Source organism: Microbacterium sp. APC 3901, assembly GCF_030407765.1.
Lineage (GTDB): Bacteria > Actinomycetota > Actinomycetes > Actinomycetales > Microbacteriaceae > Microbacterium.
The window spans coordinates 73,037-97,328 of record NZ_JASDCU010000014.1 but is presented as its reverse complement, the minus strand read 5'-3'; the positions used below and the strand labels follow the sequence as shown (position 1 = coordinate 97,328).

The 24,292-nt window shown below is 67.1% G+C and carries 26 protein-coding genes and 1 tRNA gene; 13 read left to right on the top strand and 14 right to left on the bottom strand.

The features are described 5' to 3' along the window. From fliE to QMA07_RS13805, 8 genes are all read right to left on the bottom strand, one after another. Entirely contained in the window at nucleotides 1–318 is a 318-nt protein-coding gene (fliE, locus tag QMA07_RS13840; protein WP_290162815.1) for a flagellar hook-basal body complex protein FliE, read from the bottom strand. After that, nucleotides 318–710 carry a flagellar basal body rod protein FlgC gene (gene flgC, locus QMA07_RS13835; protein WP_290162812.1) on the bottom strand — a complete coding sequence of 131 codons (393 nt, stop codon included), beginning with the start codon at nucleotides 708–710 and terminating at the stop codon, nucleotides 318–320. The genes fliE and flgC overlap by 1 nt, the downstream gene beginning before the upstream one ends. Continuing rightward, on the bottom strand, nucleotides 707–1,054 hold the full coding sequence (flgB, locus tag QMA07_RS13830; RefSeq protein ID WP_290162809.1) for a flagellar basal body rod protein FlgB: 348 nt from the start codon (nucleotides 1,052–1,054) through the stop codon (nucleotides 707–709). Before flgB ends, flgC begins: the two co-directional genes overlap by 4 nt. A 108-nt stretch (nucleotides 1,055–1,162) precedes the next feature. Next, nucleotides 1,163–1,441, bottom strand: a complete 279-nt coding sequence (locus tag QMA07_RS13825) for a hypothetical protein (RefSeq protein ID WP_290162807.1) — start codon at nucleotides 1,439–1,441, stop codon at nucleotides 1,163–1,165. 6 nt (nucleotides 1,442–1,447) lie between these two features. After that, on the bottom strand, nucleotides 1,448–1,861 hold the full coding sequence (gene fliS, locus QMA07_RS13820; protein ID WP_356763125.1) for a flagellar export chaperone FliS: 414 nt from the start codon (nucleotides 1,859–1,861) through the stop codon (nucleotides 1,448–1,450). A gap of 40 nt (nucleotides 1,862–1,901) precedes the next feature. After that, a complete protein-coding gene (gene fliD / locus QMA07_RS13815) occupies nucleotides 1,902–3,266 on the bottom strand; it encodes a flagellar filament capping protein FliD (RefSeq protein WP_290162805.1) in 1,365 nt (454 codons plus the stop codon). Between the two features lie 102 nt (nucleotides 3,267–3,368). Next, nucleotides 3,369–4,196: a flagellin gene (locus tag QMA07_RS13810; protein ID WP_290162802.1), complete on the bottom strand. Its 828-nt coding sequence runs from the start codon at nucleotides 4,194–4,196 to the stop codon at nucleotides 3,369–3,371. A 117-nt stretch (nucleotides 4,197–4,313) separates the two neighbouring features. Further along, nucleotides 4,314–5,087 carry a sigma-70 family RNA polymerase sigma factor gene (locus QMA07_RS13805; RefSeq protein ID WP_290162800.1) on the bottom strand — a complete coding sequence of 258 codons (774 nt, stop codon included), beginning with the start codon at nucleotides 5,085–5,087 and terminating at the stop codon, nucleotides 4,314–4,316. A gap of 262 nt (nucleotides 5,088–5,349) precedes the next feature. On the opposite strand from QMA07_RS13805, the gene QMA07_RS13800 reads away from it, so the two are divergent. Genes QMA07_RS13800 through QMA07_RS13790 form a run of 3 tightly spaced genes read left to right on the top strand, consistent with a single transcriptional unit; the run spans nucleotide 5,350 to nucleotide 6,949 of the window. After that, nucleotides 5,350–5,940 carry a sulfite oxidase-like oxidoreductase gene (locus QMA07_RS13800; protein ID WP_290162798.1) on the top strand — a complete coding sequence of 197 codons (591 nt, stop codon included), beginning with the start codon at nucleotides 5,350–5,352 and terminating at the stop codon, nucleotides 5,938–5,940. Further along, complete coding sequence (locus QMA07_RS13795; protein WP_290162796.1) at nucleotides 5,937–6,662, top strand: ferredoxin reductase; 726 nt, start codon at nucleotides 5,937–5,939, stop codon at nucleotides 6,660–6,662. The genes QMA07_RS13800 and QMA07_RS13795 overlap by 4 nt, the downstream gene beginning before the upstream one ends. Beyond that, nucleotides 6,659–6,949, top strand: coding sequence for a DUF6510 family protein (locus QMA07_RS13790; protein ID WP_290162794.1), 291 nt, complete (start codon nucleotides 6,659–6,661; stop codon nucleotides 6,947–6,949). Before QMA07_RS13795 ends, QMA07_RS13790 begins: the two co-directional genes overlap by 4 nt. Nucleotides 6,950–6,982: 33 nt before the next feature. On the opposite strand, the gene QMA07_RS13785 is transcribed toward QMA07_RS13790, so the two are convergent. From QMA07_RS13785 to QMA07_RS13775, 3 genes are all read right to left on the bottom strand, one after another. Further along, the gene (locus QMA07_RS13785) at nucleotides 6,983–7,117 is read right to left on the bottom strand and encodes a methionine/alanine import family NSS transporter small subunit (RefSeq protein WP_290162792.1); all 135 of its coding nucleotides are present in this window, start codon (nucleotides 7,115–7,117) and stop codon (nucleotides 6,983–6,985) included. Continuing rightward, on the bottom strand, nucleotides 7,114–8,751 hold the full coding sequence (locus tag QMA07_RS13780) for a sodium-dependent transporter (RefSeq protein WP_290162790.1): 1,638 nt from the start codon (nucleotides 8,749–8,751) through the stop codon (nucleotides 7,114–7,116). Before QMA07_RS13780 ends, QMA07_RS13785 begins: the two co-directional genes overlap by 4 nt. A gap of 51 nt (nucleotides 8,752–8,802) precedes the next feature. Next, nucleotides 8,803–8,875: transfer RNA gene (locus tag QMA07_RS13775), tRNA-Val, on the bottom strand. 154 nt (nucleotides 8,876–9,029) lie between these two features. Here QMA07_RS13775 and aceE point away from each other — a divergent pair. The 6 genes from aceE (at nucleotide 9,030) to QMA07_RS13745 (ending at nucleotide 16,670) form a co-directional block, all read left to right on the top strand. Continuing rightward, nucleotides 9,030–11,756 carry a pyruvate dehydrogenase (acetyl-transferring), homodimeric type gene (gene aceE / locus QMA07_RS13770; RefSeq protein WP_290162788.1) on the top strand — a complete coding sequence of 909 codons (2,727 nt, stop codon included), beginning with the start codon at nucleotides 9,030–9,032 and terminating at the stop codon, nucleotides 11,754–11,756. A 31-nt stretch (nucleotides 11,757–11,787) separates the two neighbouring features. Further along, nucleotides 11,788–12,993, top strand: a complete 1,206-nt coding sequence (locus QMA07_RS13765) for a PucR family transcriptional regulator (protein WP_290162786.1) — start codon at nucleotides 11,788–11,790, stop codon at nucleotides 12,991–12,993. A 112-nt stretch (nucleotides 12,994–13,105) separates the two neighbouring features. Next, on the top strand, nucleotides 13,106–14,026 hold the full coding sequence (locus tag QMA07_RS13760; protein WP_290162784.1) for an ACP S-malonyltransferase: 921 nt from the start codon (nucleotides 13,106–13,108) through the stop codon (nucleotides 14,024–14,026). Next, on the top strand, nucleotides 14,023–15,024 hold the full coding sequence (locus QMA07_RS13755) for a beta-ketoacyl-ACP synthase III (RefSeq protein WP_290162782.1): 1,002 nt from the start codon (nucleotides 14,023–14,025) through the stop codon (nucleotides 15,022–15,024). Before QMA07_RS13760 ends, QMA07_RS13755 begins: the two co-directional genes overlap by 4 nt. A gap of 68 nt (nucleotides 15,025–15,092) precedes the next feature. Then, nucleotides 15,093–15,341 (top strand): acyl carrier protein, encoded by a 249-nt coding sequence (locus tag QMA07_RS13750; protein WP_017202249.1) that lies wholly within the window; start codon nucleotides 15,093–15,095, stop codon nucleotides 15,339–15,341. A gap of 90 nt (nucleotides 15,342–15,431) precedes the next feature. After that, nucleotides 15,432–16,670 carry a beta-ketoacyl-[acyl-carrier-protein] synthase family protein gene (locus QMA07_RS13745; RefSeq protein ID WP_290162771.1) on the top strand — a complete coding sequence of 413 codons (1,239 nt, stop codon included), beginning with the start codon at nucleotides 15,432–15,434 and terminating at the stop codon, nucleotides 16,668–16,670. A 70-nt stretch (nucleotides 16,671–16,740) separates the two neighbouring features. Here the strand turns inward: QMA07_RS13745 and QMA07_RS13740 are convergent, their stop codons facing one another. Further along, nucleotides 16,741–17,406 carry a hypothetical protein gene (locus QMA07_RS13740; RefSeq protein WP_290162769.1) on the bottom strand — a complete coding sequence of 222 codons (666 nt, stop codon included), beginning with the start codon at nucleotides 17,404–17,406 and terminating at the stop codon, nucleotides 16,741–16,743. Nucleotides 17,407–17,501: 95 nt separating this feature from the next. On the opposite strand from QMA07_RS13740, the gene QMA07_RS13735 reads away from it, so the two are divergent. Further along, nucleotides 17,502–18,905, top strand: coding sequence for a PLP-dependent aminotransferase family protein (locus QMA07_RS13735; protein WP_290162768.1), 1,404 nt, complete (start codon nucleotides 17,502–17,504; stop codon nucleotides 18,903–18,905). Between the two features lie 136 nt (nucleotides 18,906–19,041). On the opposite strand, the gene QMA07_RS13730 is transcribed toward QMA07_RS13735, so the two are convergent. Continuing rightward, on the bottom strand, nucleotides 19,042–19,545 hold the full coding sequence (locus QMA07_RS13730) for a DUF3145 domain-containing protein (RefSeq protein WP_053096393.1): 504 nt from the start codon (nucleotides 19,543–19,545) through the stop codon (nucleotides 19,042–19,044). 188 nt (nucleotides 19,546–19,733) lie between these two features. Then, the gene (locus QMA07_RS13725; protein ID WP_290162764.1) at nucleotides 19,734–20,507 is read right to left on the bottom strand and encodes a hypothetical protein; all 774 of its coding nucleotides are present in this window, start codon (nucleotides 20,505–20,507) and stop codon (nucleotides 19,734–19,736) included. Between the two features lie 176 nt (nucleotides 20,508–20,683). Here QMA07_RS13725 and QMA07_RS13720 point away from each other — a divergent pair, with 176 nt between their 5' ends. The 3 genes from QMA07_RS13720 (at nucleotide 20,684) to QMA07_RS13710 (ending at nucleotide 24,283) form a co-directional block, all read left to right on the top strand. Then, nucleotides 20,684–22,687: a DUF262 domain-containing protein gene (locus QMA07_RS13720; protein WP_290162762.1), complete on the top strand. Its 2,004-nt coding sequence runs from the start codon at nucleotides 20,684–20,686 to the stop codon at nucleotides 22,685–22,687. Nucleotide 22,688: 1 nt separating this feature from the next. Continuing rightward, nucleotides 22,689–23,936, top strand: coding sequence for an alpha/beta fold hydrolase (locus QMA07_RS13715; protein ID WP_290162760.1), 1,248 nt, complete (start codon nucleotides 22,689–22,691; stop codon nucleotides 23,934–23,936). Nucleotides 23,937–24,001: 65 nt separating this feature from the next. Next, entirely contained in the window at nucleotides 24,002–24,283 is a 282-nt protein-coding gene (locus QMA07_RS13710; RefSeq protein ID WP_290162758.1) for a hypothetical protein, read from the top strand. Nucleotides 24,284–24,292: the final 9 nt, after the last annotated feature.

The following is a 24,292-nucleotide window of genomic DNA, read 5'->3' as shown; positions in this document are numbered from 1 at the left end:
TCAGGCCTGCATCCTCATGATCTCGTTGAACGCCGAGACGCTGCGGTCACGCACGGCGACCACCAGGTCGAGCGTCACGGAGGCGCGTGTCGAGGCGATCATGGCCTGATGGATGTCCTGCAGATCGCCGGTCACAGCCTGCACGGCCAGCTCGTTCGATGACGACTGCAGCTGCTGGAGGTTCTCCACGGCACCCGAGAGCGAGGTCGCGAAGGAGTTCCCCGAGGCGGAGGCACCTGCTGCCTCCGGACCCGTCTCGAAGCTGAGCGGTGCGAGTGGCGTGACGCCCGCCGCGGTGACGGCCTCGATGCCCGACATCAGTTGCGGCCGATCTGCAGCGCGGCCTCATAGGTCGTCTTCGCGCGATCGACGACCGCCGCGTTCGCCTCGTACCCGCGCTGAGCGAGGATCAGCATGCTCATCTGGTCGCCGAGCTCGACGTTCGGGTACTGCACGTAGCCGTCCTCGTTCGCGTAGGGGTGCTCGGGGTCGTACACGAGCTTGGCGTCGGCGTCGGATTCGACGACGCCTGCGACATACACGCCCGGGCTCTCGGTGCCGGCCTGCACGGTGACGAACTTCTCCCGAAAAGCCTCCTGGCCCGCAGGGGTGGCCGTGTTCACGTTCGCGATGTTGTCGCTGAGCGCGTCGAGCCACTTGCGGTGCGCGGTCAGGCCGGTACCGGCGATTCCGATCGCGTCGAAGGTCATGCGGAGGCCTGGCCGATCGCCTTGGTGATCGACGACGCCTGGCCGCCGATCGCCTGACTCGCGAACTGGAACCGCAGCACCGTGTCGATGTTCGACAGGGTCTCGGTGTCGAGGTTGACGTTGTTGCCGTTCACCCTGGTCGGCTCGAGAGACCGCTCGACCGTCGCACCGACGGTGCCGGAACCGCTGTCGACGGCGGATCGCAGCTCGTCCTCGAACCGGACGCGCTGGGCCTGGTAGCCGGGCGTGTTGACGTTGGCGATGTTCTCGGCGATCGAGCGCTGGCGCAAGGCCAGCCCATCGAGGGCGCTGATCAGCGCGGAGGATGTGACGGATTCGAGCACGGGGGCACTCCGGACGTTGGTGGAGAGGCCGATCCCTGGCCAATCGTCGAGCGATCCGTGCTCTGTGTGGACTATCGCGACAGTCGACCGCTCACGTAACCGTGATGCTCAACCCTCGACGTCGAGGTACGCGGGCACGCCGGTGTGGGAGGTCGGCACCCGCCGCAGAGCCGCGATCTCGCGGGCGACATGGGCGCGGGAGGCGACGAGTCCACCGATCATGAGCTGCTGGCGCGCGAGCACCGCTTCTGCGCGCTCGCGCAGCTCCTCGGGCACCGGGCCGGAAGGCGCCTCGAAGGACTGATCATCGAGCTGCTCGTCGGCAGCGTCGAGAGCCCGCTCGAACTGGTCGAGCACCGTGAGCCAGGCCGTGAGGTTGTCAGCCACGGGCGCTCAGGCCAGTGCCGTGACGGGCGCGTGCGTGCCGGACACGATCGCCGCGGCCGCCGCGTGCCAGGCCTCGCGCAGCGGAACGACGAGGTCGCGGCATTCCGCGGTGGCGACGCGATCCCGAGCGATGTTCGCAGTGATCAGACGGCCCGTGAGGTAGGTGTACACACCACGCAGCTCTGCGGACCCATCCCATTCATCCGTGAGTGAGCCGTTCAGCTCGGCGACGATCTGCTGAGCGTGCACGAGGTGGTTGCCCGCCGCCGGCCAATCTCCGGACTCCTGCGCGGCACCCGCACGCTCGATGTCGACCAGCAGGCGGTCGTAGAGCAGCACGAGAAGGCGTTCGGGCGTGGCCGAAGCGACCTGCTGCTCGAGGTACTGCTGCTTGGCGCGGTCGAGGGAGGTGATGGGCATGGTTCTGGTCTCCGATGCGGTGGTGGTGACGGTGCTCAGGTCACGACGTCGTCGTGCCGTTGAGGCCTGCGAGCTGCGAGGTGAGCCACGACGACTGCGACTGCAGCTTGGAGAGCTGGACCTCGAGCTGCGCATAGGTGCGCTCGAGCGTCGCCTGTCTCTGCTCCAGCCGGACATCCCAGCGCTCGACCTGGGTCTTGAGCGTCTTGACCTCGGACTCCTGACCCGTGATGCGCTGAGTGAGCAACCCGTCGTACTTGTCGGAGTACTGGTCGGTGACGCCCTCGACACGGCCGGCGATCGATGAGAAGAGCTCCTGAGTCTTCTGCGGATCCTCGGCGAGGGCCTTCGCGAACTTCTCCGCGTCGAACGAGAGCACACCCTTGTCGCTGATCGAGATTCCGATCGTCGACGGCGACACTCCGTCGACGGGATGCTGCATCGCGTTCGCGAGAGCCCCGCGGAGGTTGCGAACGGTGCTGTCGCCGGTGAAGACACCGAGCGTGGTCGACTCACCCACTTCTCCGACCGTCGCCTTCGATCCGTTGTCGATACGGGTCAGCAGTGCGGCGATCTCCTTGACGTACGTCTCGGCCGTCGTCGTCTGCTTCTTGTCATCCCTGGCCACAGTCACCGTCACGGGATCAGCACTGGGCTTCGTGACCGTGACGTCGATGCCCTCCCCCACGCTGATCGTGTTGCTGGCACTGTTCAGCGTCTGCTCGGCGCTGGTTCCGGCGAACAGGCGGATTCGGGCGTCCGCGCCCTGCATGATGACGGCGGCTCCGGGTTCGGCACCGAGATCCGTCGAGGTTCCCCCTGCGACATCCGCTGCCGTACCCCGGTGCACGGCGAACTCGCCGGCTGCGCCGGTCTCGATCGACGTCAGCTGAATACGTGAGAGGGGCTTGCCGTCGGCATCCGTGCCCGCAGGGACGACCGTCGCACTCACACCGGCCTTCGAAGCGTTGATCGCTTTCGCGAGATCCTGCGGCCCGGTGCCGAGCGGTGTCACCTCGATCGATTCCCCGTCCGAGCCGACGAGGGTGAACGCGCCGCCCCACTCCGTCGCCCCAGCGGACGCCGTGACGATCGAGTGCGCTGTGGCGACGGCGTCGACGACGATGTCGGTCGAGAACGCCGACGCTTTCGCGCCGGCGGTGACGGTGACGGTCTCGGATGACGACGTCGCAGTGAACGAGGCGAGGGAGGAGGGCGCCGCAGCCGTCTTGGCCTTGGTGACGAGCTCCTGCAGCGTGGTGTTCAGCGACTGCAGGTTCGTGATGATCGAGTTGCGGTCCGTGATCTTGTTCGTGATGAGCGTCTTCGGAATGGCCGAGACGTCCATGAGCGCCTTGATGAGCTCTTGTGTCTTGAGCCCTGATACGAGTCCGTCGAGTTTCATCCCGGTCGTCTTCCGTGCGGTGTGGTCGGGTGTGTCCTACAGGAAGGCGCCCGAACGGAGGTGACTCCGCCCGGGCGCCCGATGCGCCTCAGGCGCAGCGACTCAACGGAGAAGCTGCAGGACGCCCTGGCCCGACTGGTTCGCCTGAGCGAGCATGGCGGTTCCGGCCTGCTGCAGGATGTTCGAGGCGGTGTACTTGACCATCTCGGCCGCCATGTCGGTGTCGGCGATGCGGCTCTTGGCAGCGGCCAGGTTCTCGGCCGAGACCTGCAGCGAGTTGATCGTCGACTCGAAGCGGTTCTGCGAGGCACCGAGACCGGCACGAGCGGTCGAGACAGCGGTGATCTCGTCGTCGATCGAGGCGATCGACGTCAGCGCGTTGGCTGCGGTGTCGACGGTCAGCGCGCCGATCGTCGCACCCAGGCCCGAGAAGTCGGTCAGCGTGACCGCGATCTGGTCCTCGAGTGCCTCGGAGCCTGCACCGACCTGGAAGGTCAGCGAGGCCGACGTGCCGTCGAGCAGCTTGATGCCGTTGAAGTTGGTGCTGGCCGCGACACGCGTCAGCTCCTCGCCCAGCGAGTCGATCTCGGTCTTGATGGCGTCGCGCGAGTCGGTGTTGTTCGAGTCGTTGCCGGCCTGGACGGCCAGGTCGCGCACACGCTGCAGGATCGAGTGCACCTCGGTGAGGGCGCCTTCTGCGGTCTGGATGACCGAGATGCCGTCCTGAGCGTTGCGGGCTGCGACGTTCAGACCGTTGACCTGCGAGCGCAGGCCCTCGGAGATGGCGAGGCCGGCGGCGTCATCGGCTGCGCGGTTGATGCGCAGACCGCTCGAGAGCTTCTCGAGCGACTTCGAGACGTCGTTCTGGTTGACAGAGAGGTTGCGGTACGCGTTGAGTGCACCGACGTTGGTTGCGATCTGAAGACCCATGAGAATTCCTCCGTGGTTATGGGGCTGGACGCGGGCCCATCCGTGGGCCTGCACAACCGATATTCGCGACATGCGCCGCCGACGTAACCACGCAGCCGGAAGAATCCATCGGTCGGGTCAGACGGCGGCGAGGAGTTCGCTCGACCGGTCGCGCGTCTCGACGCGGATCGGACCGAACAGGGCCTCGAAGAACTCCGCGCGCGCCTTGGTCGATCGGTCGCCTGTCGTGCCGTTCTCCCAGGCCTCCATGGCTTCGCGCATCAACGCGAGACCGCGCGAGCGGACCTTCGACACATACGCGTGGCTGACCTCGAGCTCTTCGGCGATGTCCTTCACCATCCTGTCCTCGAGGTAGATCCCGCGGACGACCTGCCGCATCGCCGCCGGCAGCGCGTCGATGACGCGGTTCACCATCGCGCGCATCTCCGACTGCTCGACCGCATGCTCGGGCAGGATGACGCTGTCGGTGAGATCGACTGCCTGACGCCCGGTCTCGACGTCGAAGTGCTCCTCGAAGCTGGTCGCGGTCCGCACCATCTCATCGAGCTTCATCATCTCGGCCACCACCTCGACGGTGAGTCCCGACTCCCGCGCGAGCTCCGCGGTGGTCGCGACGCGGCCGGTGCGAGCGAGCACCGTCTCGGCGGCGACTCGCACGCGTTCGATCTTGTCGCGACTGCGTTCGCCGGCCGGGTCTGCTCGACGCATCTCCGACAGCATCGCCCAGTTGATCTGACTGCTCGCGAAGGCGCCGAAAGGGATGCCGCGCGCGGGGTCGTACGACAGCGCGGCGCGGGCGAGCCCCAGACGTGCCGCGGAGAGCAGATCGTCGAGGTCCACGTGCGTCGCCGACCGCGCCTTCTCCACAGCCAGGAAGGTGGCGAGCGGCATGTTGTCGCGCGCGAGTCTCTCCGGCGAGGCAGGGGGGTCATCAGGCTGAGGGGAATCAGCAGAAACAGCGAAACTACTCAGCAATGTGACTCCGTGGCTTGAACGACTGTTTTACGAGTGAAGCTAGCACGAAGCGCACGTTTATGAGTAAAAAATGATCAGGGCGCGTCGCAGCAGACGCGCCTTAGAATCGGTCCACACGGCAGGAGCCTCCCGCGAGAGCATCGGTGGCCCCGCTCCGATCGAACGAAAGAAGACGATCATGGGCGTGATCTCCCGCGGTTTCGGAGCACGGCGGCGCGAATCGGACGTCCGTCTCCCCCCGGGCCAGTACCTCACCGAGGACTTCCCTGTGCTCTCGGCAGGGCCGACGCCGCGCGTGTCCACCGACACGTGGGAGTTCGCCGTCGTCGGTCTCGACGGCATCCGTCGCACCTGGTCGTGGGCCGACCTGCAGGCGCTCCCTGTCGACACGATCACCACAGACATCCACTGCGTGACCCGTTGGTCGAAGCTCGGCACCCGCTGGCGCGGGGTCTCGCTCGACCATCTGCTCGAGGACGCCGGTGACGGCGATTTCACGCGGGTCTTCTCCTACGGCGGGTACACCACCAACGTCCCCCGCGCCGATCTCACCGGCGGCAAGGCATGGATCGCGTTCGAGTTCGACGGCCAGCCGCTCGAGGCAGAGCACGGCGGACCCGCGCGGCTGCTCGTTCCCCACCTCTACTTCTGGAAATCCGCGAAGTGGGTGCATGGGCTGGATCTGCTCGAGAACGACGAACCCGGATTCTGGGAGCAGAACGGCTACAACATGTACGGAGACCCGTGGAAAGAGGAGCGCTACTGGTGACCACCGCACCGCTGTGGCTGGTCGCCAGAGTCATCGAGACCCGAAACCCCACGCCCCACGGTCGCGTGCTTCGGCTGCGGGTCGACGGGTGGCCGGGGAATCTGGCGGGTCAGCACGTCGATGTGCGCTTGACCGCAGAAGACGGATATCAGGCGGTCAGATCGTACTCACTCGCATCCTCCGGAGACACCGACATCATCGAGCTCGCCGTCGACGAAGTGCCGGAAGGAGAGGTCTCTCCGTATCTCGTCGAGGATGTGCGCGCGGGAGACGAGCTGGAGGTTCGCGGTCCGATCGGCGCCTACTTCGTGTGGACTCCCACTCAAGCAGAGCCTGCGCAGCTGATCGCCGGAGGGTCCGGGATCGTTCCGCTCGTCGCGATGGCGAGGCAGCATGCGCGCGCACGCAGCTCGGCTCAGATGCGGTTGCTGTATGCCGTGCGTTCGGCCGACGACGCGTTCTACGCAGATGAACTCGACGGTCTCTCGGACGACGCGTTCCTCGTCGACTGGGCCTACAGCCGGTCGGCTCCGGTCGGCTCCGCCCGACCGGCGGGCAGAGTGGATGCGGCGACGATAGCGGCCTCCACCATCCCCGCCACGGAGAGCCCTTCGGTCTACGTCTGCGGGCCGACGGGCTTCGTCGAGGCGGTCGCAGACCTGCTCGTCGCGGCAGGGCATCCGCCCGAACGGATCCGCACAGAGCGCTTCGGAGGTGCATGATGAACGCTGCCCATCCCGGTCATCGCACGAGAGTCGACGGCAATGCCGCCGGCGGAATGCTGCTCGAACTCTTCGGCAGGGACATGACCACGGCGCGAGCGGCATGCGCGCACTGCGACCGGGAAGCCGAGCTCGCCGATGCGATCGCCGAGCTCGACCCGACCGGAGTCATCCTCCTCTGCCGCGGATGCGGTCGCACGCTGCTGACCTGTCTGCGCGACGACGGGAGGATCACCCTCGCCATCGGCGCCCTGGCTCGCCTTCGATGGGCGGCCGGCGATGAATAGACACGATGCACGGGGCAGTGTCCCCCGCGCCGGTCAGAGCTCGACGGGCGGAGAGGGCTCCGAGTCCGCGGCCTCGGGGTGACGAGCGAGGTTCACGATCGCGGTGACGAGTCCACCCCAGATCGTGACCATCGCGATGATCATCATGACGATCGCTGTCGTGGTCATGCGCCCGCTCCCTTCTCCGTCGCACCCGATTCCGGAGTCGTGATCATCGGGATCGACGACGTCTCGGCATCCGGTTCGTAGTCTTCCTCGGTGAGGAACTCGTCGTATTCGGGATCATCCTTGGCGTGCGAGCGACCGCTCCAGGGCAGCGCCGACAGCAGCAGTGCGAGCGCGACGAGCGCGATCACCATGCCCCATCCGAAGACGGCGAGGAACCATCCCGGGTAACCGCCGTACGGCTCGGAGATCTTCGAGATCAGTTCGGTGACGAGCAGGTAGCCGAGCACAAGCGGTGCGAGCGCCCCGACGAGCAGCATCCATACTCGGCCGACGCGGAAGCTCGACCGGCGATCGAGGTGATCGACGAGCGCCGGCAGCTTGTGCAGCAGCCAGGCGACGACGATCACGGCCACGAGGGCGACCGCCATGATGCCGAAGGCGTTGACGAACGCATCCGCCGTATCGAGCACCGACAGCGCGGTGGTCGTCGAGAAGAGCGCCATCGAGACGATCGCCAGGGGGATCGACACCGTGAGGGTCGTGCGGATGCGCGCCCAGCCGAGCTTGTCCTGGAGGGCTGCGACGATGACCTCGAGGATCGAGATGAGCGAGGTGATGCCTGCGAACACCAGCGCTCCGAAGAACAGGACGCCGATGATCGATCCGCCGGCCGCCTGCGAGACGATCGTCGGGAACGCGATGAACGCCAGGCCGATACCCGACGACGCGACGCCGGCGACCTCGGTGCCCTGCGCCTGTGCCATGAAGCCGAGTGCGGCGAACACGCCGATTCCCGCGAGGATCTCGAAGCCCGAGTTCGCGAAGGCGACCACCAGGCCGGAGCCGGTGAGGTCGGTCTTGCGCTTCAGGTACGACGAGTACGTCACCATGATGCCGAAGGCGACCGAGAGCGAGAAGAAGATGTGCCCGTAGGCCGAGGCCCATACCGCGGGATCACCGAGGGCCTCCCAGTTCGGGGTGAAGAACGCGTTCAGGCCGTCCATGGCGCCCGGCAGGAACAGCGACTGCACCACGAGGATCGCGAACATCACCGTCAGCAGCGGCATCAGGATCATGTTGGCCCGGCCGATGCCCCGCTTGACGCCCAGGGCCATGATCACGATGACGATCAGCCAGACCGCGACGAGGGGCAGCCCGACCTGAGGCACGAACTCGGTCGAGACTCCGACCTCGGCGACGTCGGCCGAGCGCAGGAAGTCGATGAAGAAGAAGTCGTTCTCGTTGCCCGGCCCCCAGGTCAGCTGAGCGGAGAACCAGGTGTACATCGCGGCCCACGCGATGATGACCGCATAGTAGACCGCGATGATCACGCAGATGAGAACCTGCCACCAGCCGAGCGGCTCCGCCCGCCGGTGCATCCGACGGAAGGCCAGCGGCGCCGAGCCACGGAACCGGTGACCGATCGCGTAGTCGAAGAACAGCAGCGGGATGCCGGCGGTCAGCAGCGCGCAGAGATACGGGATGAGGAACGCTCCGCCACCGCCCTCGTACGCCACGTAGGGGAATCGCCAGATGTTTCCCAGTCCGACGGCAGAGCCGATCGCAGAGAGGATGAAGACATTGCGCGAGCCGAAGGCCTCGCGTTTCGGGGTCTGCGTCGTTGCGGTGGCCATGCGCCGAGAGTACCGGAGTCGCGATGAGTTGACATCGCGACTCTTGGGGGGTGGGCCCTGCCGGGATCGAACCGACGACATCCACGGTGTAAACGTGGCGCTCTACCAGCTGAGCTAAAGGCCCTGGTGCCCTCCAGTCTACAGATGACCCGATGCGCACCGATGTCGTTGAAGGGGGATAGGCTGAGGGCGGCACGCGTTGTGTACAACCGACAAGGTTGCCCGCGTCGCTTCCCGTTTCAATGGCATGACCTGCCAGCTTGACGAAAGGCTCCCCCGTGACTGTGCACGACCAGGATCCGTATTCCCAGGGCCCCCTCGACAGCGATCCGGAGGAGACGGGCGAGTGGCAGCAGTCGCTCGACGAGCTCGTCGACGCGAAGGGTCACGGCCGTGGCCGCGAGATCATGCTCAGCCTGCTCAAGCGCTCGAAGGAGCTGCACCTGGGCGTGCCGATGGTCCCGACCACGGACTACATCAACACGATCGCTCCCGAGAACGAGCCCGAGTTCCCGGGCGACGAAGAGGTCGAGCGCCGCTACCGCGCGTGGATCCGCTGGAATGCGGCCGTCACGGTGCACCGCGCACAGCGCCCCGGCATCGGCGTCGGCGGACACATCTCGACCTACGCGTCGTCGGCCGCCCTCTACGAGGTGGGCTTCAACCACTTCTTCAAGGGTCTCGACAACCCGGGCGGCGGAGACCAGATCTTCGTGCAGGGCCACGCCTCCCCCGGCACGTACGCCCGTTCCTACCTCGAGGGCCGCCTGAGCGAAGACCAGCTCGACGGATTCCGCCAGGAGAAGTCGCACGCGCCGTACGGCATCCCCTCGTACCCGCACCCGCGTCTGATGCCGGAGTACTGGCAGTTCCCGACCGTCTCGATGGGCCTCGGTCCGATCAACGCCATCTACCAGGCGATGTCGAACAAGTACCTCGAGAACCGCGGCATCAAGGACACCTCCGAATCCCACGTCTGGGCGTTCCTCGGCGACGGCGAGATGGACGAGGTCGAGAGCCGCGGTCAGCTGCAGGTCGCAGCCAACGAGGGCCTCGACAACCTCACCTTCATCGTCAACTGCAACCTGCAGCGTCTCGACGGACCGGTGCGAGGCAACGGCAAGATCGTCCAGGAGCTCGAGTCGTTCTTCCGCGGCGCCGGCTGGAACGTCATCAAGGTCGTCTGGGGCCGCGAGTGGGACGACCTGCTCGCCCGCGACACCGAGGGCGCTCTGCTCAACCTGATGAACGTCACCCCTGACGGTGACTACCAGACCTACAAGGCCGAGTCCGGCGCCTACGTCCGCGAGCACTTCTTCGGCCGCGACGAGCGCGCAGCTGCCCTGGTCAAGGACTACTCCGACGACGACATCTGGAACCTCAAGCGCGGTGGACACGACTACCGCAAGGTCTACGCCGCGTTCAAGGCCGCGACCGAGCACAAGGGCAAGCCCACCGTCATCCTCGCCAAGACCGTCAAGGGCTACGGCCTGGGTCCGCACTTCGAGGGCCGCAATGCGACCCACCAGATGAAGAAGATGACGCTCGACAACCTCAAGACGTTCCGTGACGCGATGCACATCCCGATCACGGATGCGCAGCTAGAGGAGAACCCGTACCTGCCCCCGTACTACAACCCGGGTCCCCAGGACGAGACGATCCAGTACATGCTCGAACGTCGCAACGCCCTCGGTGGCTTCCTGCCGGAGCGTCGCTCGACGCACGTCGGCCTGTCGCTCCCCGACGACGCGGCGTACGCGCTGCCCAAGAAGGGCTCGGGCACCCAGGAGATCGCGACGACGATGGCTTTCGTCCGTCTGCTCAAGGATCTGCTGCGCTCGAAGGACTTCGGCCACCGCATCGTGCCGATCATCCCCGACGAGGCCCGCACGTTCGGCATGGACGCGTACTTCCCCTCGGCGAAGATCTACAACCCGAACGGCCAGCACTACACGTCGGTCGACCGTGAGCTCCTCCTGGCCTACAAGGAGAGCCCGCAGGGTCAGATCGTGCACGTCGGCATCAACGAGGCCGGCGCACTCGCGGCGTTCACCGCGGCGGGCACCTCGTATGCCACGCACGGCGAGCCGCTGATCCCGGTCTACCTCTTCTACTCGATGTTCGGATTCCAGCGCACGGGTGACGCCCAGTGGGCCGCCGGCGACCAGATGGCCCGCGGGTTCATCATGGGAGCCACGGCCGGCCGCACCACCCTCACGGGTGAGGGCCTGCAGCACGCCGACGGCCACTCGCACCTGCTCGCGGCCACCAACCCGGCGACGGTCTCGTACGACCCTGCCTACGGCTACGAGATCGCGCACATCATGCGCTCCGGTCTCGAGCGCATGTACGGCGGCAACCACGAAGACCCGAACGTCATGTACTACATCACGCTCTACAACGAGCCGATGGTGATGCCCGCGGAGCCGGAGAATGTCGACGTCGACGGCATCGTGCGCGGCATCCACCGCGTGTCGGTCGGCGAAGGAGACGGCCCCCGCGCACAGCTCTTCGCGTCGGGTGTCGGACTCGCCTGGGCACTCGAGGCACAGGAGCTGCTGAAGAACGACTGGGGCGTGATCGCCGATGTCTGGTCGGTCACATCCTGGACCGAGCTGCGCCGCGACGGCCTCGCCGCCGACGAGCACAACTTCCTCCACCCCGAAGAGGAGCCCCGCACCGCGTACCTCACGCAGAAGCTGCAGGGCGCCGAGGGTCCGGTCGTCGCCGTGAGTGATTTCATGCACGCCGTGCAGGACCAGATCCGTCCGTGGGTCCCGCAGCGTTTCGCCACGCTGGGCGCCGACGGCTTCGGCTTCTCCGACACGCGTGCAGCCGCTCGTCGCTTCTTCAAGATCGACGGCCCGTCGATCGTCGTCCGCACGCTGCAGTCGCTCGCCGAAGACGGGGTCGTCGACCGTTCGCTCGCCGCGCAGGCCATCCAGAAGTACAGCCTGCACGACGTGAACGCCGGCACCAGCGGCAATGCGGGCGGCGAAAGCTGAGCCATCGGTGACGGGTTCCTCTTCGCGCGGCATGGACAAGTCCGCCACGCTCACCTGGCTGCGCAGGATCTCGGGCGACATCGCCTCGGTGACCATCAAGCGGCTCGAGGACACCCTCCCGTGGTACGCCGACATGCCACCAGCCCGCCGCTCTGCGGTCGGGCTGGTGGCTCAGGCGGGCATCACGTCGTTCATCCAGTGGTACGAGGATCCGACGTCGACGCCATGGATCGCCGCCGACATCTTCGCGGCCGCACCCAGAGAGCTGCTGCGCAGCGTCAGTCTGCAGCAGACCTTGCAGCTCATCCGGGTCACCGTCGAGGTGACCGAAGAGCGCGTCGCCGGACGGGGCGCGGATCTCCGAGAGGCGATCCTGCTCTACTCACGCGACGTGGCCTTCGCCGCGGCCGACGTCTACGCCAGAGCCGCTGAAGCGCGCGGCCTGTGGGATGCCAGGCTCGAAGCACTCGTCGTCGACTCCATCCTCACCGGCGAAGCGGACGAAGAGCTGCCGAGCCGGATCGCCGCCCTGGGCTGGCACGGTCATGGAGAGGTCGCTGTGCTGGTCGGCACGACACCCCCTCAGTTCGACGTCGATCTCGTACGTCGCACAGCGCGCAAGCTCGCGGTCGATGTGCTCATCGGCGTGCAGGGATCCCGACTCGTGCTCGTGATCGGCCGTGCGCGTGTCGCAGGCCAGGAGCCCGTCGAAGGTGAAGAGGAAGAACTCGGCTTCGAAGAGATCGCCACGCGTCTCGAGCCGTCGTTCGGCCCCGGCTACGTCGTGCTCGGCCCTGCGGTCGCCGCGCTCGTCGACGCGAGCCAGAGTGCTCGCGCGGCCCTTGCGGGGTTCGCCGTCGCCCGTGCCTGGCGCAGTGCTCCTCGCCCGGTCGACGCAGACGATCTCCTTCCCGAGCGCGCGCTCGCGGGCGACCCGCTCGCCAAGCAGACACTGATCGAGCGCATCTACCGACCGCTGCAGGCGCACTCCACCGATCTCGTGACCACCCTCTGGAGCTACCTCGACAACGGCCGTTCCCTCGAGGCGACCGCCCGCGAGCTGTTCGTGCACCCGAACACGGTGCGCTATCGCCTGAAGCGCGTCAGCGAGGTCATCGGCTGGGACGCCACGGGTCCTCGCGAGGCTCTGATCCTTCAGACCGCGCTCATCCTCGGCTCGATCGGCGCAGCAGAGCAGGTCCGCCGTCGGGCTCCCCTGCGACGTCCGTCGCGCTGATCAGCCCTCGACACTCCGTGCACCGATCAGCTGTACGCCACACACAAGGGTTTTCTCGAATCTTGTGATGGATCATCCACCACTCAGGGCAGATCGTTGGCAGACTGGGGTTGTGATTGTCGTCGTATGCCCTGGACAGGGCTCGCAGACCCCCGGTTTCCTCTCCCCCTGGCTCGAGCTCGACGGTGTGGCAGACACCCTCGCCGCGTTCTCCGAGGCGGCAGAGGTCGACCTCCAGCAGCACGGCACGGTGTCGGATGCAGACACGATCCGCGACACGCGCATCGCTCAGCCTCTGATCGTCGCCGCATCCCTGATCGCGGCCGACGCCCTCAGCGGACGTGCCGGTCGTCGAGCCGACGGAATCGCCGGACACTCGGTCGGCGAGATCGCCGCACTCGTCGGCAGCGGCGTGATCGACGCCGAGACCGGCATGCGACTCGTGGGAATCCGAGGTCGCGCCATGGCCGACGCGGCGGCACAGACCCCCACAGGCATGAGCGCTGTGTTGGGGGGCGATGAGGAGACGGTCCTCACACGTCTCACCGAGCTCGGCCTCTCCCCCGCCAACTACAACGGCGGCGGCCAGCTCGTCGTCGCCGGTGAGCTCGCAGGGCTCGACGCCCTCTCCTCCGAACCCGTCAAGGGCACGCGCGTGATCCCGCTGCAGGTGGCCGGCGCGTTCCACACGTCGTACATGGCGCCAGCCGTCGCCGCCCTGCGCGACGCGGTCGCGACGGTGGCTCCGGCCGACCCCGAGATCACGCTGTGGTCCAACCGCGACGGATCCGTCGTCACCGACGGAGCACAGGCCCTGAGCTACCTCGTCGACCAGGTGTCATCGCCCGTGCGGTGGGACCTCTGCATGACCTCGTTCGCCGACCACGGCATCACCGGTCTGATCGAACTCGCGCCCGCCGGCGCTCTCACGGGTCTCGCCAAGCGCGGACTGCGCGGAATCCCGTCCGTGGCCGTGAAGACCCCCGAAGATCTCGATGCGGCCGTCGCGCTGCTGAACGGAGAAGCCGCATGAGCCCCATCCTGAACCAGATCACCGGTCCCGCCTACACGCGGATCTACTCCTTCGGTGCAGCCCGCGGCGAGAACGCCGTGCCGAACGACGACCTGATCGGGCCGATCGACTCGAGCGACGAGTGGATCCGTCAGCGCACCGGCATCGTCACCCGCGTGCGGGCAGACAAGGGAACGGATGCGATCGACCTCGCCGCGATCGCCGGCGCGGAGGCCATCGCGAAGTCCGGCATCCCCGCCGACCAGGTCGATCTCGTGATCGTCGCCACCATCAGCAACCCGAAGCAGTCGCCGTCGGTCTCGGCGATCGTGGCCGACCGCGTCGGTGCCAACCCCGCTGCCGCCTATGACGTCAACGCGGCCTGCGCCGGCTACGCCTATGCGATCACGCAGGCAGACGCGCTGATCAGGTCGGGAGCGGCACGCTACGCACTCGTGATCGGCACCGAGAAGCTGTCGGACGTCGTCGACCCGGCCGACCGGAGCATCTCGTTCCTGCTCGGCGACGGCGCGGGAGCAGCCCTCATCGGACCGAGCGACACGCCGGGCATCGCCCCTGCGGTGTGGGGATCCGACGGGTCGAAGGCCGACGCGGTCGGCATGAACGCGACCCTCACCGAGTTCCGCGACGGCGAGGTGCCGTGGCCGACCCTGCGCCAGGAAGGACAGACGGTCTTCCGCTGGGCTGTCTGGGAGATGGCGAAGGTCGCCCGCGAGGCACTCGACAAGGCAGGCGTCGAGCCGGGTGACATCGCCGCGTTCATCCCGCACCAGGCGAACATGCGCATCATCGACGAGTTCGCCAAGCAGCTGAAGCTGCCGGAGTCCACTGTGATCGCGCGCGACATCGAGACCACCGGCAACACATCGGCGGCGTCCATCCCGCTCGCTAGCCACCGTCTGATGGCCGAGCACCCCGAGCTCTCGGGCGGTCTCGCCCTGCAGATCGGCTTCGGCGCCGGACTCGTGTTCGCCGCTCAGGTCGTCGTCCTCCCCTGAGAACGCGCCGACTTTCCCTAGACTGTTCCACGGTTCCGAATACAACCCGCAAGAAAGAGGAAGACCACATGGCTTTCACCAACGATGAGGTCCTCGCAGGCCTCGCAGAGCTCATCACCGACGAGACCGGCATCAACGCATCCGAGGTCGCCCTCGAGAAGTCGTTCACCGACGACCTCGACATCGACTCGATCTCGATGATGACGATCGTCGTCAACGCAGAAGAGAAGTTCGGCGTCACCATCCCCGACGACGAGGTCAAGAACCTCAAGACCGTCGGCGACGCTGTCAACTTCATCGTCGCAGGCCAGGAGTAATCCTCGAAGGATGCCACCCCCGCACCGTCGGGGGGTGGCATCCTCCGCCTTGCCCGCTCTCTGCTCGACCCGCCTGACAAGGAACCACACATGACCAAGCGCATCGTCGTCACCGGCATCGGCGCCACGTCCGCCATCGGCGGGACAGCTCCCGAGAACTGGACGAACCTGCTCGCAGGAAAGTCCGGCACCCGTACCCTCGAGCACGACTGGGTGCAGCAGTACGAACTGCCCGTCACCTTCGCCGCCGAGGCGATCGTCCGCCCCGAAGAGGTCCTGCCCCGCCACGAGGCGAAGCGGCTCGACCCCTCCTCCCAGTTCGCGCTCATCGCGGCACGCGAGGCCTGGGCGGATGCCGGTTCTCCCGAGGTCGCTCCCGAGCGCCTCGGAGTCGACTTCGCCACCGGCATCGGCGGCCTCTGGACCCTGCTCGACGCGTGGGACACCCTGCGTGAGAAGGGCCCCCGCCGTGTGATGCCACTGACCGTCCCGATGCTGATGCCGAACGCCGCGGCCGGCAACCTGTCGCTGCAGTTCCAGGCTCGCGCATACGCGCAGACCGTCGTCAGCGCCTGCGCGTCCAGCACCGAGTCGATCATCCATGCCTTCCACCACCTGCAGGACGGTCTTGCCGACGTCGTGATCGCCGGTGGCACCGAATCTGCCATCCACCCGATCACGATGGCATCGTTCGCTTCGGCCCAGGCTCTGTCCCGCCGCAATGACGACCCGGCCACCGCGTCGCGTCCCGGCGCGATCGACCGTGACGGCTTCGTCATGGGCGAGGGTGCAGCCGCTCTCATCCTCGAGACCGAGGAGCACGCCAAGGCACGCGGTGCCAAGATCTACGGCTACGTGCTCGGCGGTGGCGTCACCGCCGACGCGTATCACATCACGGGCAACGACCCCGAGGGCACCGGCGCCGCACGCGCCGTCACGCAGGCGCTCGATGAGGCCGGCATCACCGCCGACCAGATCGCCCACATCAACGCGCACGCGACGTCGACGCCCGTGGGAGACCCCAACGAATACGTCGCGCTCAAGAAGGTCTTCGGCGAGCGGATCGATGAGATCCCCGTCTCGGCCACCAAGGCGTCGACCGGCCATCTGCTCGGCGGCACGGGCGCGCTCGAGGCCATCTTCGCGCTGCTCGCGCTGCGCGACCGGATCGCCCCGCCGACGATCAACATGACGGAGCCTGACCCGGCGGTGCCGTTCCGCCTCTCCGGCGAGGCGCAGCCCCTCGGCGACGGCCAGCTCTACGCGATCAGCAACTCCTTCGGTTTCGGCGGCCACAACGCCGTCGCCGTCTTCGCGAGCGCTGACTGAGACGCAGCGACGACAGAGAGCGGCCCCCGGGTACTACCCGGGGGCCGCTCTCGTCTCTGCCGGTCTAGGTCTAGTGTGCGGTCACCTGCGAGAGCTGCCGTGACCTCGCCGCGCGGACGCGGGTGGTCCACGGCAGGAACCAGCCGATCAGCGGACCCACGCCGAAGGCGAAGAGCACGGTTCCGACGCCCACCGGCCCGCCGAGCAGGAAGCCGACCAGCAGGACACTCCCCTCGATCAGTGTGCGAACGAGCCATACCGGCCAGCCGGTACGGCCGACGAGCCCGGTCATCAGGCCGTCCCTCGGGCCGGGGCCGAAGTCCGCTGCGATGTAGAGCCCGGTGGCGAACGCGAGCAGCACGAGCCCGGCCACGAGCATCGGAGCGCCGACCCAGATCGACGGCGGCGCGGGAATGACGGCGAGAGCCAGGTCGGCGCTGGGTCCGACGAGCAGTGCATTGAGCACGGTGCCGAGACCGACACGCTGCCGCAGCGGGATCCACAGCAGCAGCACGAGCACCGAGACCAGCACGGTGACGACGCCGTATCCGATCCCCGTCTGCCCGGAGACGCCGAGCGCGAGGACGTCCCACGGCGCGACGCCGATGCCGCCACGCACCATCAGACCGAGAGCGACGCCGTAGAGGAAGAGCCCGACCAGCAGCTGCGCGACACGCTCGACGACGTCGCGTCGACTGGTGGCACTGATCGGGAGGAAGAGGGAACGAAGCTGCATCTCTCCATGCTGGCCCAGTCATGCGTCCAGTCGACGAGACCACTCGGCGAGAAGTGGCCTGCTTTCTTCAGGCCACTTTGCGGCATGCTGGAGACATGACCTCACGGCTCGTCCAACAGCTCGGTGCCCACAACGCCGCGGGCGCCACAGCCAAGGCCCTCGCAGAGCATGTCCGCGCGTTGATCCTCGACGGTCGACTCACCGTGGGCGAACGGCTGCCGAGCGAGCGAGCACTCGCACTCGAGCTGCGACGCTCACGCTCCACGACCACCCGCGTCTACGACCTCCTCGAGGCCGACGGTTACGTCTCGCGCCTGCACGGGGGCGGCACCCGCGTGACTCTGCCGCACGCGGCCACCGCAACGGACGGCTCACCAGACGAGTCGGCGATCGACCTGTCGATCGCGTCGATGGACTCGACGCCGGGGCTGTACGACGCGACAGTGCGTTCGCTCCCCCGGCTCGCGGCCATGCGCGGCACCAGTGGCTATTCACTGCGCGGCCTTCCCGAGCTGCGAGAGTCCGTCGCGCAGCGCTTCAGGGAGCGGGGAGTGCCGACGGATGCCGACGAGATCATGATCACCTCCGGCGCCCTCAACGCGTTGAACCTGGTACTCGCCACCATCGGCCGCCGAGGAGAGCGCGCACTCGTCGAGCAGCCGACCTTCCCCCACGCGCTCGAGGCGCTCCACCGCCACGGCTATCGGCTGCTGCCGAGTCCGGTGGACGTGACCGGATGGGATGAGCGTCATCTCACCGAGACACTGCTGCGCGGGCGCCCTCATCTGGCGTACCTCATCCCCGACTTCCACAATCCCACAGGGGCCACGCTCTCGGACCCAGAGCGGTCACGCATCGCCGCGACGGCGCGCAGCGTCGGCACGCATCTGATCGTCGATGAGACGACCGCGGAGCTCGACATCGATCGAGGCTGGGCCCCGCTTCCGTTCTCGGCGTTCAGCCCGCAGATCATCACCCTGGGCTCGATGTCGAAGATCGCCTGGGGAGGCATGCGCATCGGCTGGATCCGGGCCGACCGCTCGGTGATGGCCCGCCTGCTCGCCACCCGTCCGTCGTTCGAACTGGGCACGGCACTGCTCGAACAGTGCATCGCCGTCGAACTGCTGACGGAGATGCCGGCGCTGACCGCGCACGTCGCGGCACGTCTGCAGACCGGTCGTGACGCCGTGGCGTCGGGGCTGAGATCGTTCGAGGCGATCTCCATGCCTCAGACGAGCGGCGGCCTCTCCGCCTGGCTCGACCTGGGCGCCCCGGTATCGACCGCGCTGTCGCTGGCCGCGCGCGATCACGGGCTGATCCTCCCGCCGGGGCCACGGTTTTCGACGGGTGGCGTGCTCGAGAGGCGCCTGCGGATCCCGATCGCCCTGCCACCGGAGCGCACGGCCGAGGCGATGGATCGACTGCGGCTCGCCTGGGACGACGTCATGTCCGGGGGCACCGCGGCCCGTGCCGAGATGCCCCGTTCGGCCGTCATCTGACAGACGAAGACCCCGTCCCTGAAGTGCGGAACGGGGTCTTCGTCATGTGTGGAACGGGAATACGCCTTCTCAGCGTCCGGGATCGCTCACCGGCATCCGATACTCGCGCCTTCCCGCTCCAGGTCTGTGTGGCCGCCTAGCCGACCTTGTGCAGCCAGACCACACGAGCGTCGTCGCTCGCATGCCGGAACGGCTCCAGCTCCTCGTCCCAGGCGGAGCCCAGGGCGATGTCGAGCTCGCGCTGCAACTCGGTCGCACTGCCGGCGGCGATCTCCATGGCGTAGCGGATGCGATCCTCGCCGATGACGATGTTGCCCGCAGCATCCGTCTGCGCATAGTGGATGCCGAGGTCGGGTGTGTGAAGCCAGCGACCGCCGTCGCTGCGCGGTGTCGGGTCCTCGGTCACCTCGAAGCGGAGATGCTCCCAGCCCCGGATGGCGGTCGCGAGAGCCGCGCCCGTGCCGACCGGGCCGTCCCAGTAGAACTCGGCGCGACGAGCACCGTCGAGCACCGGCTGGTCGCTCCAGTCGAAGTTCACTGCACGACCGATAGCGCGTCCTACCGCCCATTCGAGGTGCGGGCAGAGCGCGCGAGGTGCAGAGTGGATGAACACCACTCCGCGTGCGTAAGCCGTCGCCATGATCTCTCCGTTTCATCAGGTGCGTCTTCCCCAACGACCTGAAACAACGAGAACTGGCGTGAATATGCGGTTGTGGGGCTATTCTCGCCCAGACCAGGCGAAATAACAAGCATGTGATTCACACGATGAAGGCCCCGGTCACAGGACCGGGGCCTTCAGACCGTGAACGGCCGTGGATCAGGCGAGGATCACGCCTCGCTCATGGCCTGCTTGACCTGCTGACCCTTCGCGGCGTAGTAGGCGGCGCGAGCGGCGTCGCGGCGCGCCTGCTCGGCGTAACCCGCCTCGAGAACGTCCTGAGGCACGTCGACGTTGGGGACATCCTGCGTGCCGTTGTACTTCTCGATGTAGGCGTCGAGCTCCGGGCCGGACGTCCAGGACGTGATGAGGCAGTAGCGCGGCTCGGTGCCCACGTGGGTCGCCGCGTGCCAGAGACGCTGCGTGTCGACGATGAGCTGAGCGCCTGCCGGCAGCGCGATGCGGTACTCGATGCTGGGGTCGGTGCGGTTCTCGCGCAGGACGAAGAAGCTGTCCTTGTCGTCGCTGAGGTTGAAGAAGCCACGTACGACCCAGCCGGTGCCGTCGGGGTTCAGACGGTTGTTGTCGTCCTGGTGGAGGTTGTAGAGGCACTCGCCGTACGGGGTCGGCTGCAGCTCGATCACGCGGCAGCGACCGACATTGGCGCCGGGCTCCTGCGCACGACGCGTCAGGTTCGGAGCCTTCGCGGTCTGCGAGTCGATCCAGACGCCGTCCTTGTCGGTGCGCGGCGGCTTGTGGTTCCAGAAGCCGTTGCACTCGATCTCACCCTTGGCGCTGGCGAGCGGCGCGAAGCGGGTGTCACCCGACGACTTCCAGTCGTTGTACTCGATGTCGAGCCACTCTTTGGGGTCGAGCTCCTGGTTGTAGCTGTCGAGAACGACGAAGCCCTTGTCTTCGAGCGCGGCGGACTTGATGTATCCCATGATCTGAACCAGATCCTTTCATCGGGGGCCAGCACGTTTTAACAGGCCCTGATAAGGCAAGCCTAACAGGGCACCTCTGGAGCGCCGCCGCGGGGCGCCGTGAATAAGCGAATAGACTGAACCGGGCGCCTGGCGACTCCTCGGCGCCGGGCGTTACGGGAGGACGAGACACCAGCATGAGCACTGCGACCAACGTCGAGGCGACAGCTGTCAACACGATCGAGTGGCTCGCAGAGGACTCCACGACCATCGTCGTCCCGGTGTATCAGCGTCAGTACCGGTGGGACATCGGCGGCTGCGAGCAGCTGCTCTCCGACGTCCGTGCGGTCGCCCGCGAAGACTCGTCGCACCGTCACTTCATCGGGTCAATCCTCTCGGCTGCCGACGACAGCGAGGCCGACACCGACCTCGTGCTGATCGACGGTCAGCAGCGCATCACGACCTTGATGCTGCTGGTCGCAGCGCTCCGGCATGCGGTTCAGGACTCCGATCCCCTGCTCGCCGCCGACCTCGATCGAGTGCTCGTGCGACCGGAAGACCCCATGCGCACCAAGCTGCGCCCTCACGACGCGTGGGCTGAGCTGTATGAATCCGTGGTGCTCGAGCGCGACGTCCGCGCCGAACGTGAGTCGCGATTCGATGACAACTACGCGTTCTTCCGCAGCCAGGTGCACGCCGACGAGGCGCCGCAGATCTGGGCCGGGCTGAAGAAGCTCGAGCACGTCTCGATCACCCTCGGCGCCGCCGCCAACGCGCAGCAGATCTTCGAGAGTCTCAACTCCACGGGCGAGCCGCTGCGCGATCACGAGCTCATCCACAACTACATGCTGATGGGGCTGACCCACGCAGAGCAGCTCGACGTCGAGGCGCGGTTCTGGCTGCCGATCGAACAGCACACCGGCGAGGCCATCGGCGCGTTCTGGCGGCACTATCTCGTGATGACGACGGGCCGCGAGGTGGCAGCCAACGGCGAGCACGGCGTCTACAGCGCGTTCCGCCACTCCTTCCCTCGCGTCGACATCGATCATCTGCAGGCGGATGCCGAGGTCTGGCGACACTACGCCGAGATCTACGGCATCCTGCTCGATCCCTCGCTCGAGAAGGACCCCGAGATCGCGCGGCAGCTGCGCTACGTGAACACCTTCGGTCGCGCCTCGTACCCGCTGGTCCTCAGCGTCTGCAGCGATCACTCCCGCGGGATCATCGGTCGCGACGAGCTCATCGAGACGCTCGAGTGGATCCAGACGATGTACCTCCGCCGCACGCTCGTGAACCTGCCCAACGAGCGACTGGTCGCGAGACTCTGTCGCGCCAGGGTGAACGGTCGAGAGGCTCTGGCGCGCGCGTTCGCCCGGATCACGCCGTCGGACGAGCGTGTCAGCGCCGTCCTGAAGTACAGCGAGCTACCGCATCCGGCTTATGTCCTCGGGCGACTCGAGGGCGTCGACGACCCGGACGAGTTCGATGTGGAGCACATCGTGCCCACCGTCCCCAGCGACAGCTGGTCGGGCGACGGCCGGCGGCCGTGGATCGACTACTCGGACGACGAGCGCAACGCACATCGCGCACTCGCCCCGACGCTCGGCAATCTCACCCTGCTCGAGCAGACGCTCGCAGAGCGCGTCTTCGGAGAGTCCTACCCCGTGAAACGCGACGCTGCGTACGCACGCAGCACCGTCGCCGAGACCAGGGCTCTCGCAGACACGGAGGTGTGGGGAACAGCGGCCATCTCTCAGCGCACGATCCGACTCACATCCGATCTGTTGAGCATCTGGGCACGCCCCGCGCTGCCCGAGATCGACGACGACGGGCTCACCCCCATCCTCGATGCGGTACGCCGGCGCGGCTGGCCCGCCGGGTGGGAGCGCGAGTTCGAGTACGTCGAGTACCGCGGAGAGCGCTGGGAGGTCTTCGATGTCAAGCATCTCTTCAACCGCGTCTTCCGTCGCGCGTGGACGGACACCCGCGACGCCGCCGTGTCGTACTGCGCCGCCCACGGCGGCCCGATCTACCGATCGATGGCCTGGAAGGGTCAATGGGATCAGCTCGACGCGACACACCATCTCTACATGGGCTGGGATTCGAACTACATGATGAACGCAGTGCAGGGCGTGCTCCAGGAGGCGGACATCGCCTCGGAGGTCTTCGTCAAGTACTCCTACATCGGGAATGTGATGTGACATGACGACGACCATCCGCCGCCTCCTCGATCTGACCGTCGAAGAGCACACGCTGACCGTCCCGCTCGTCTGGGGAGATGCGGCCGACAGCCGCACAATCGACATCTTCGCGCGCGTCGTGACACGCGAAGGGGGTGAACGTCTCCCCTATCTGGTCTTCCTGCAGGGCGGTCCCGGACACGAGGCGCCTCGGCCGTTCCATGCCTCGTCCTCCCCCGCGTGGCTCGACGAGGCGCTCGCGCACTATCGGGTCGTGATGCTCGACCAGCGAGGCACCGGACTCTCGACACCGGTCGGCGATGCCGATCTCGAGCGCGGCTCCGACGAGGTCGCCGAGCACCTGACGCATCTGCGCGCCGACTCGATCGTCCGCGACTGCGAGGCCATGCGTGAGCACCTCAGCGCAGAGACGTGGAGCGTCCTCGGTCAGTCCTTCGGTGGATTCACGACCCTGGCCTACCTGTCGACCGATGCGGACTCGCTCGCCGATGTCTTCATCACGGGCGGGCTCAGCACCGTGAACCGGCACCCCGACGAGGTCTACGCCCTCTGCTACGACAAGATGCGCGCCGCGTCCGAGAAGTACTACCGCAGGTTCCCCGAGCACCGCGTGGTGATGCGCCGCCTGGTCGATCGGGCCGCGGCGGGCGACATCGTGCTGCCGGACGGCGAAGTGGTCTCGCCGTCGCGACTGCGGTCCGTAGGCTCGGCGCTCGGCACGAACGACGGGTGGCAGACCGTGTGGTCGCTGCTCGAGCGCGACCCTGCGTCGAACGCCTTCCGTCACGATCTGATGCACGCGATGCCGTACGGCGGCCGCAACCCGCTCTACTTCGCGTTCCACGAGTCGAGCTATGCGAACGGGCACGCCACTCGGTGGTCGGCAGAGCGTACAGAGCCTCAGGACTTCCGCGATGACGTCACCCTGTTCACAGGTGAGCACATCCGCCGCGAATGGACCGAGACGGTGCCCGCCTTCCGGCCGTGGCGTGACGTCGCACTCGCGCTGGCAGACTTCGAATGGCCCCAGATCTACAACGAGGTCGCCATCGCCGCGTCTGGTGCGACAGGTGCCGCGGCCGTCTATGTGAACGACGTCTACGTCCCGATGGAGTTCTCGCTCGAGACCGCTCGACTGATTCCTGGCGTCGAGCTGTGGGTCACGAGCGAGCACGAGCACAACGGCGTGCGATCCGGCCCCGTCCTGACGCACCTGATCGACCTCGCGCACGGGCGGCGCATCCGCTGAGGATCGCCGCCGGAATCCTCCTGCAGACGGATGCCGAGGCGGCAGGAGCCGCATAGCCTGGTTCCATGGCCGACACACTCGGAATGCTCCTCACGATCGCGATCCTCCTCGTCGTCGTGATCGCGATCGTCGTGGTGATCGTGGCCGTCTACGCGAAGGCGCCGCTCGAGCGGAAATACGAGAGCGCAGGCGGCGGACTGGGTGGTTCCTTCGACGCGGTCTGGATGCCGTCGGCGCACGAGGCCGGGATGGAGCGCGATCGCCAGACGAAGCGCACCGCACCGGCGCCCGCTCCCGGCGACCCGCCCAGCAGGATCGACGGGGAACGCATCATCATCGACATCTGACCCCGCGAT